The organism is Allosphingosinicella sp., from assembly GCF_036570505.1.
GTDB lineage: Bacteria > Pseudomonadota > Alphaproteobacteria > Sphingomonadales > Sphingomonadaceae > Allosphingosinicella.
On sequence record NZ_DATCYB010000128.1, the window covers coordinates 1 to 6,181 of the forward strand.

Below are 6,181 nucleotides of genomic sequence, written 5' to 3' on the forward strand. Positions count from 1 at the left end.
CGCCGCCCATGCTGCCACCGCGCGCCTCGCCACGCGGCGCCCAGCCGAGCCGGTTCGCCTCGTCGCGAGGCACCAGGCGGTTGTAGTTGGGCATGTCGTTGTAATTGGCGACGATCACGCCCCGGCGCGGATCGACGGCGATGCCGCCCCAGTCCGAGCCGCCATTATAGCCGGGATACTGGATCCACCGGGTGTCGGTGGTCGGCGGCGTATAGAAACCCTTGTAGGTCGCGCGCCGGAACTGGATTCGGCAGATCATCTGGTCGATGGGCGACATGCCCCACATGTCCTTCTCGGTCAGCATCGGCCGCCTCAGCGTGTGATAGAGCGAGACCGGTTGGGTCGAAGAGCGCTGCTCGGGCTCCACCCCGCCCTGGGCCACCTTTATTTCCCTGACACCCGTCAGCGGCCGCCCCGTTCGGCGGTCGAGCACATAGATATCGCCCTGCTTGCTCGGCAGGATGATCGCGGGGACGCTGGCTCCGGCCACCGGCACATCGACCAGGGTGGCGGTGGAGCCGAGGTCGTAATCCCACACATCCTTATGGACCGTCTGGAAATGCCAGGTCGGCCTTCCCGTCGTCACGTCGATCGCGACCAGCGACGTCGCATATTGATTCTCGGGCGGACGGCGCGAGCCGCTCCAGTAATCGACCGCGGAATTGCCCATCGGCAGGTAGACGAGGCCAAGTTCCTCATCGCCGCTGGCGGTCGTCCACATGTTGGGCGTGCCGCGCGTAAAGGCCTGCCCCTCGGGCGGAAGGCCGGCAAGATCGGGGCGCATCATGTCCCACGCCCAGAGATGCTCTCCGGTGACGGCATCATAGCCCTGAATGACCCCGGAAGGCGCGTCGCGCCGCTGTCCGTCCAGCACCTGATGGCCGGTCACCACCACGCCGCGCACGATGACCGGCGCCGAGGTGATCGATACCATTCCTGGGGTCACCCTGCCCATGCCTTGCTTGATGTCGACGGCGCCGTTCGTGCCGAAGTCGGGGCAGGGCCGGCCGGTGCGGGCGTCGACGGCGATCAGCCGGCCGTCGAGCGTCCCTTCGATGATCCGCGCCGCGCAAAGCGCGCCCGTCGCGGTGCCCTCGGGGGCGCTCGCGGGCTGGGGTTCGTCGGCGGCTCGGCTTTCATAATAGGCGACGCCGCGGCAGGCGGCGGTATAGGGGATCCAGTCGTCGGAGACTTGCGGATCGAAGCGCCAGCGCTCGCGTCCGGTGGCCGGATCGAGCGCGATCAGTATGTTGCGCGCCGAGCAGAGATAGAGCGTGTCGCCGACCTTGAGCGGGGTCGTCTCGGCGCCCCAATCCTCTTCGGGAATATCGCCGGTGCGGTAGACCCAGGCGCGTTCCAGCCGCGCGGCATTGCTTCGGTTGATCTGGTTCAGGGGCGAATAGCGCTGGGCTCCATCGGTGCCGCCATAGGCCGGCCAGTCGGCCCCCACCTGCATCGGCGCGGGCTCGGGAACGGCGGCGAAGCGGGCGACGGGAACGGCGGCCTGGACGCCGGGATCCTTGGCGTTGACTACGACAATCCCGGCGATCGCCGCGAGTAGGACGAAGGCCCCAATTCCTCCCCAGGCCAGCCGCTTGCCGCCCTCGCGCGGGGCAAGGGCCGGCAGCGCGATGATCACGAGCAGCAGCAGGACGGCCGGCGCGAACACGCGCGGCACCAGCGCCCAGCCGTTCAACCCCACTTCCCACAATGCCCAGAGGACGGTGGCGACGAATATCCCGCAATAAACCCAAGCACCGAGCCTGCGGCGGAGGGCCAGCAGCACGCCGGTGAGGACAAGGCCGATGCCGGCAAGGGCATAGTACCACGAGCCGCCCAGCGCGATCAGCCAGATGCCGCCGATAGCCAACGCGAGTCCGATCAGGATGAAGACCAGGCCCAGCAGGACCACGGCCCAGCCGCCCGCGCCATTCGGTCTTTCCCACGCGCCCGCCATGGCATTCCCCCTTGTGCGACGATTGGCTACGGGTCCGGAACGGGCAGGGGCGCCCTGATGTTCCATCGGGCTCCCGGCCGCAACGGGCTATTAAGCCGATGCCTGTATTTGCGACGCCGGCAGCGGGGGGTGCGGATGAGCGTCGGGACATGGGTGGAAAGGGGGCGGCGGGTCCGCGGGCTTCGCCTTGATGTCGGCTTCATCGCCTTCGTCGGAGTCGCGGCCGTCACCCTCTTGGTCGAACTCGTCCTGGTCGAGCGGAAATTCGCCATCTTCGGCGGCGGCTTCGGCCAACCGCGCACGATCGGCGATCCGCTCGAAATCATTGCCTTCTGCGCCGGGCTTCTCGTCTCCCAGCTCCTGCTGCTCTACGCCCTGTTCCGGCTCGTCCGCGGGCTGCATGGCGGGAGCGGAGCGCTGTTCCTATTCAATGCTCTCTTCCTCATTCCGGCGGTCCTGATCGGGATCCTCGCCACCAAATACCGGCTGCTCTCCTATTTCAGCGACGCGATCGGATTCCAGGTCATTCGGAACCTGGGCGGTGGCAGCCTGGTAGAGTCGTTCCTCTACATATTGAGCGAGGCGGGGCTTCTCGCGTTCGGCCTCGCCGTAGCTGCTTTCTTCTACTGGGTCTCCCTCCGGCTGGTCCGGCGCCATGCCCCGCGCGACATACGCATCGCCTTTCCGCCCGCACTGGGATGGAAACGAGGCCTCGTCGTCGCGCTTGCGATCCCGCCGCTCGTGCTGGCGGTCAACGCGGCCGGCGATGCGCGCTTTGCGCTCGCCCGCTTCAACGCTTATGCCCTGCTATCGGGCGGGCTTCATCAGCTGACCGACCTCGACCGCGACGGCTACAGCCTCTTCTCCTGGCGGATCGACCGTCACCCACTGGACGGCAGCCGTCACCCGCTGGCGCTCGACATTCCGAGCAATGGTATCGACGAGGACGGCCTGGCCGGCGATTTCATCCTGGAGGTGGCGTCAGGGCCGACATCCGCCCCGGCTTTCCCCGCCGATCCGAGGCACGTGATCCTGCTGGTGCTCGAAAGCGTTCGCGGCGAAGTCGTCGGCAAGCGCATCGACGGCCGCCTTGTCGCTCCCAATATCACCGCACTCGCCGCCTCCGGGACATGGGTGAAGGAAGCCTATAGCCATGTCGGCTTCACCTCCTTTTCGCTCAAGACGCTGTTCACTGGCGAGCTCACGCCGCGCGATGATCGGCACTCGCTGTTTCGGGATTTCAAGGCGAACGGATACCGGGTCGGAGTCCTGTCGGCCCAGGCCGAGGATTTCGGTGACATTGCCTCGACGGTCGGCATGCGGACCGGCGAGGTCTTCATCGACGCGGGCGTGCTGAGGGACGAACGGGTTTTCGATTTCGCTTCGGACGCCTCGTTGAAGCTGGACGGCCGCGTCCTCCTGCGCGAGTTCGATCGTCATTTCGGAAAGGCGGACACGTGGAGTCGTCCGACCTTTCTCTACATGAACCTCCAGGCTTCGCATTTTCCTTATCACCATCGGGGCATGCCCCAGCTGATCGACGGCAAGCCGATTCCCCGCGGTTCCATCGATGCGGGCCACAAGGAATGGGTCGAGCGGACCTACTGGAACGCCGTCGCCTATGACGACCGGCTGATCGGCGAGCTGATCGCCCGCCTGAAGGGGATGGGCGTCTATGACGACAGCCTCATCGTTATCCTCTCCGATCACGGCGAGTCGCTGTTCGATGACGGCTTCCTCGGCCATGGCCACATGATCAACGCGCAGCAGACGCACATCCCGCTGATCTTCAGCGAGCCCGGACTCGACATTGCCGGTCCCGTGGGGCTCGACGACGTGCGCGGCCTGATCCTCGCCGCGCTCGGTGCTTCGCCGGTCTCACGCGGGATCGGCGGACCGGTATTTCAGTATATCGGCAGCCTTGAATCCCCCTCGTCTATCGGGCTCGCCGGGCCGGACGGAACCTATCTGACCCTCGACCTCCAGCGCGAGGAGGTCGATTTCGGCGAGGGTGCCGGCTCTCGCCTTTACGCCGACCTTCCCCAAGGCGATCCCCTCAAGGCGCGCGCCGACGGCCTGATCGTCGAATGGGAACGCCAGCGCTGGATAAGCCACCTGGGCCGGCGGGAGCGGTAGCGCCCGCCGGCTGTTCAGACTAGGTCGGCAGGTAGAATTGCGTGATCATGCAGTAGAGCATCGGGATCGACAGGATGAAGTTGATACGCGAGGCCATCATCGCGGTTTTCGCCGCCTTGGCCTTGGTCTCATCGTCGACGGGTTTGATCCCCAGCGCCTTCTTCTGGTTCGGCCAGATCACGAACCAGACGTTCGCCGCCATGATCAACCCCAGCCACATGCCGGTGCCGATCACGCGGTAGCCTTCCTCGAAGGCGAGCCCCTGCATCAGGTAGCGCCCGGTCGGGTTGGTCTCCGCCACCGCGATGCCGAGGATCACCGTCGCCAGCGCCGACCAGCGAAACCAGAACAGGGCCGCGGGCGCGATATATTTGGAGACGCCGCCTTTGAGCTCCGCCGGCACCTTGGGCATCACCGGGATCTGGACGAAGTTGAAATAATAAAGGAGGCCGATCCACAGCACGCCGGCGATGACGTGGAAGAAGCGCAGCCACCAATGGGCATAGCCGTCCTGGCCCATGGCCTCGCCATGAAGGCCGAACATCGCTGCCAGTAGCAGCACGACGCCGATCGCCAGCGCATAATTCAGATTGCCGAGTATCTTGCCCATCGCCATCCCCCTTTGTGATTTTGATGCGCTAATCTACCGTTGCGCCATCGCGATGATAAGCCCCTTCCGAGACCCGTCCATGACCAGGCCCGTCCTTTACGATTACTACCGCTCCTCGGCCGCCTATCGCGTGCGCATCGCGCTCAACATGAAGGGCATCGACTATGACCGCGTGCCGGTTAATCTGGTCGAAGGCGCGCAGAAGGAGGCGGAATATCGGGCGCGCAATCCGCAGGGGTTCGTGCCGATGCTGGAGATGGGCGGCATGCGCCTGACGCAGAGTCTCGCCATCATCGATTGGCTCGACACCGCCGCGCCGGAGCCGCGCCTGATCCCCGCCGATCCGGCCGGCCGCGCGCATGTCATGGCGCTGGCCCTCGCCATCGCCTGCGACATCCATCCGCTCAACAATCTGCGCGTCCTCAAATATCTCTCCGGTCCGCTCGGCCAGGACGAGGGCGTGCGGAACGCCTGGTACGCGCACTGGATCGCGGAGGGCTTTGCCGCGCTCGAAGCGATGGCCGCACCCCGGGCGGGCCGGTTCCTGTTCGGCGACACGTCCACGCTCGCCGACATCTGCCTCGTTCCCCAGATGTACAATGCCCGCCGGTTCGACGTGCCGCTGGACGCCTACCCGACCCTGGTCCGCGCCGACGCCGAAGCGAACCGGCTCGACGCTTTCGCCGCCGCGCACCCCGACAAGGTCGCGCCCGAGGCCGAGGCGCGCTAGACTGCGATCAAGAGGAGACTTCGATGGGCAGGATCGACGCAATTGGCGAAAGCATGGCCAAGGCGCGGGCGCTGGGTTCGGTCGAGATCCCCAGCCTGGAGGGCAAGGTCGGCGCCGAGGAATGGAAGGTCCGCGTCGATCTCGCCGCCGCCTACCGTCTCGTCGCCCATTTCGGCTGGGACGACCTCATCTTCACCCACCTTTCTGCCCGCGTCCCCGGCCCGGAACACCACTTCCTCCTCAATCCCTACAATCTGATGTTCGAGGAGGTCACCGCCTCGAGCCTCGTGAAGGTCGACATGAGCGGCAACCCGGTCGGCGAGACGCCGTTCATCACCAACGCCGCCGGCTTTACCATCCACTCGGCGCTCCACATGGCGCGCGAGGACGCGCAGGCGGTGATGCACCTGCACACGCCCCACGGTCAGGCCGTGTCCGCGCATTCCGAAGGCTTGTTGCCACTCACCCAGACCGCGATGCTGATCCGTGAGGATGTCGCCTATCACGATTATGAGGGCGTCGCCGTCGATCTGGACGAACGCGAGCGCCTGGTCGCCGACATCGGCGACAAGGGGGCCATGCTACTCCGCAATCACGGCACGCTGACGGTCGGCGAGACGGTCGGCGAAGCCTTCATCCGCCTCTACTTTCTGGAGCGTGCCTGCCAGGCCCAGATCCTCGCTTTATCCGCCGGAGAGGGAAACATAAACAATCCGCCTCAAGGCTCCCCCGAAGTCACCGCCCAGCA

At 65.9% G+C, this 6,181-nt stretch carries 5 protein-coding genes; 3 read left to right on the forward strand and 2 right to left on the reverse strand.

All coding sequences use genetic code 11. The features are described 5' to 3' along the window. Positions 1-1,957, reverse strand: a 1,957-nt coding sequence (locus VIR62_RS15885; protein ID WP_431872872.1) for a membrane-bound PQQ-dependent dehydrogenase, glucose/quinate/shikimate family, incomplete at its 3' end; no start/stop codon positions are given. Between the two features lie 135 nt (positions 1,958-2,092). On the opposite strand from VIR62_RS15885, the gene VIR62_RS15890 reads away from it, so the two are divergent. After that, positions 2,093-4,093 (forward strand): sulfatase-like hydrolase/transferase, encoded by a 2,001-nt coding sequence (locus VIR62_RS15890; RefSeq protein WP_431872874.1) that lies wholly within the window; start codon positions 2,093-2,095, stop codon positions 4,091-4,093. Positions 4,094-4,112: 19 nt separating this feature from the next. Here the strand turns inward: VIR62_RS15890 and VIR62_RS15895 are convergent, their stop codons facing one another. Further along, on the reverse strand, positions 4,113-4,703 hold the full coding sequence (locus VIR62_RS15895) for a urate hydroxylase PuuD (RefSeq protein ID WP_431872875.1): 591 nt from the start codon (positions 4,701-4,703) through the stop codon (positions 4,113-4,115). A gap of 79 nt (positions 4,704-4,782) precedes the next feature. Between VIR62_RS15895 and maiA the strand changes: the two genes are divergently transcribed. Both maiA and VIR62_RS15905 read left to right on the forward strand, forming a co-directional pair. Further along, positions 4,783-5,433 (forward strand): maleylacetoacetate isomerase, encoded by a 651-nt coding sequence (gene maiA, locus VIR62_RS15900; protein ID WP_431872876.1) that lies wholly within the window; start codon positions 4,783-4,785, stop codon positions 5,431-5,433. A gap of 53 nt (positions 5,434-5,486) precedes the next feature. Further along, positions 5,487-6,181, forward strand: a 695-nt coding sequence (locus VIR62_RS15905) for a class II aldolase/adducin family protein (RefSeq protein WP_431872878.1), incomplete at its 3' end; no start/stop codon positions are given.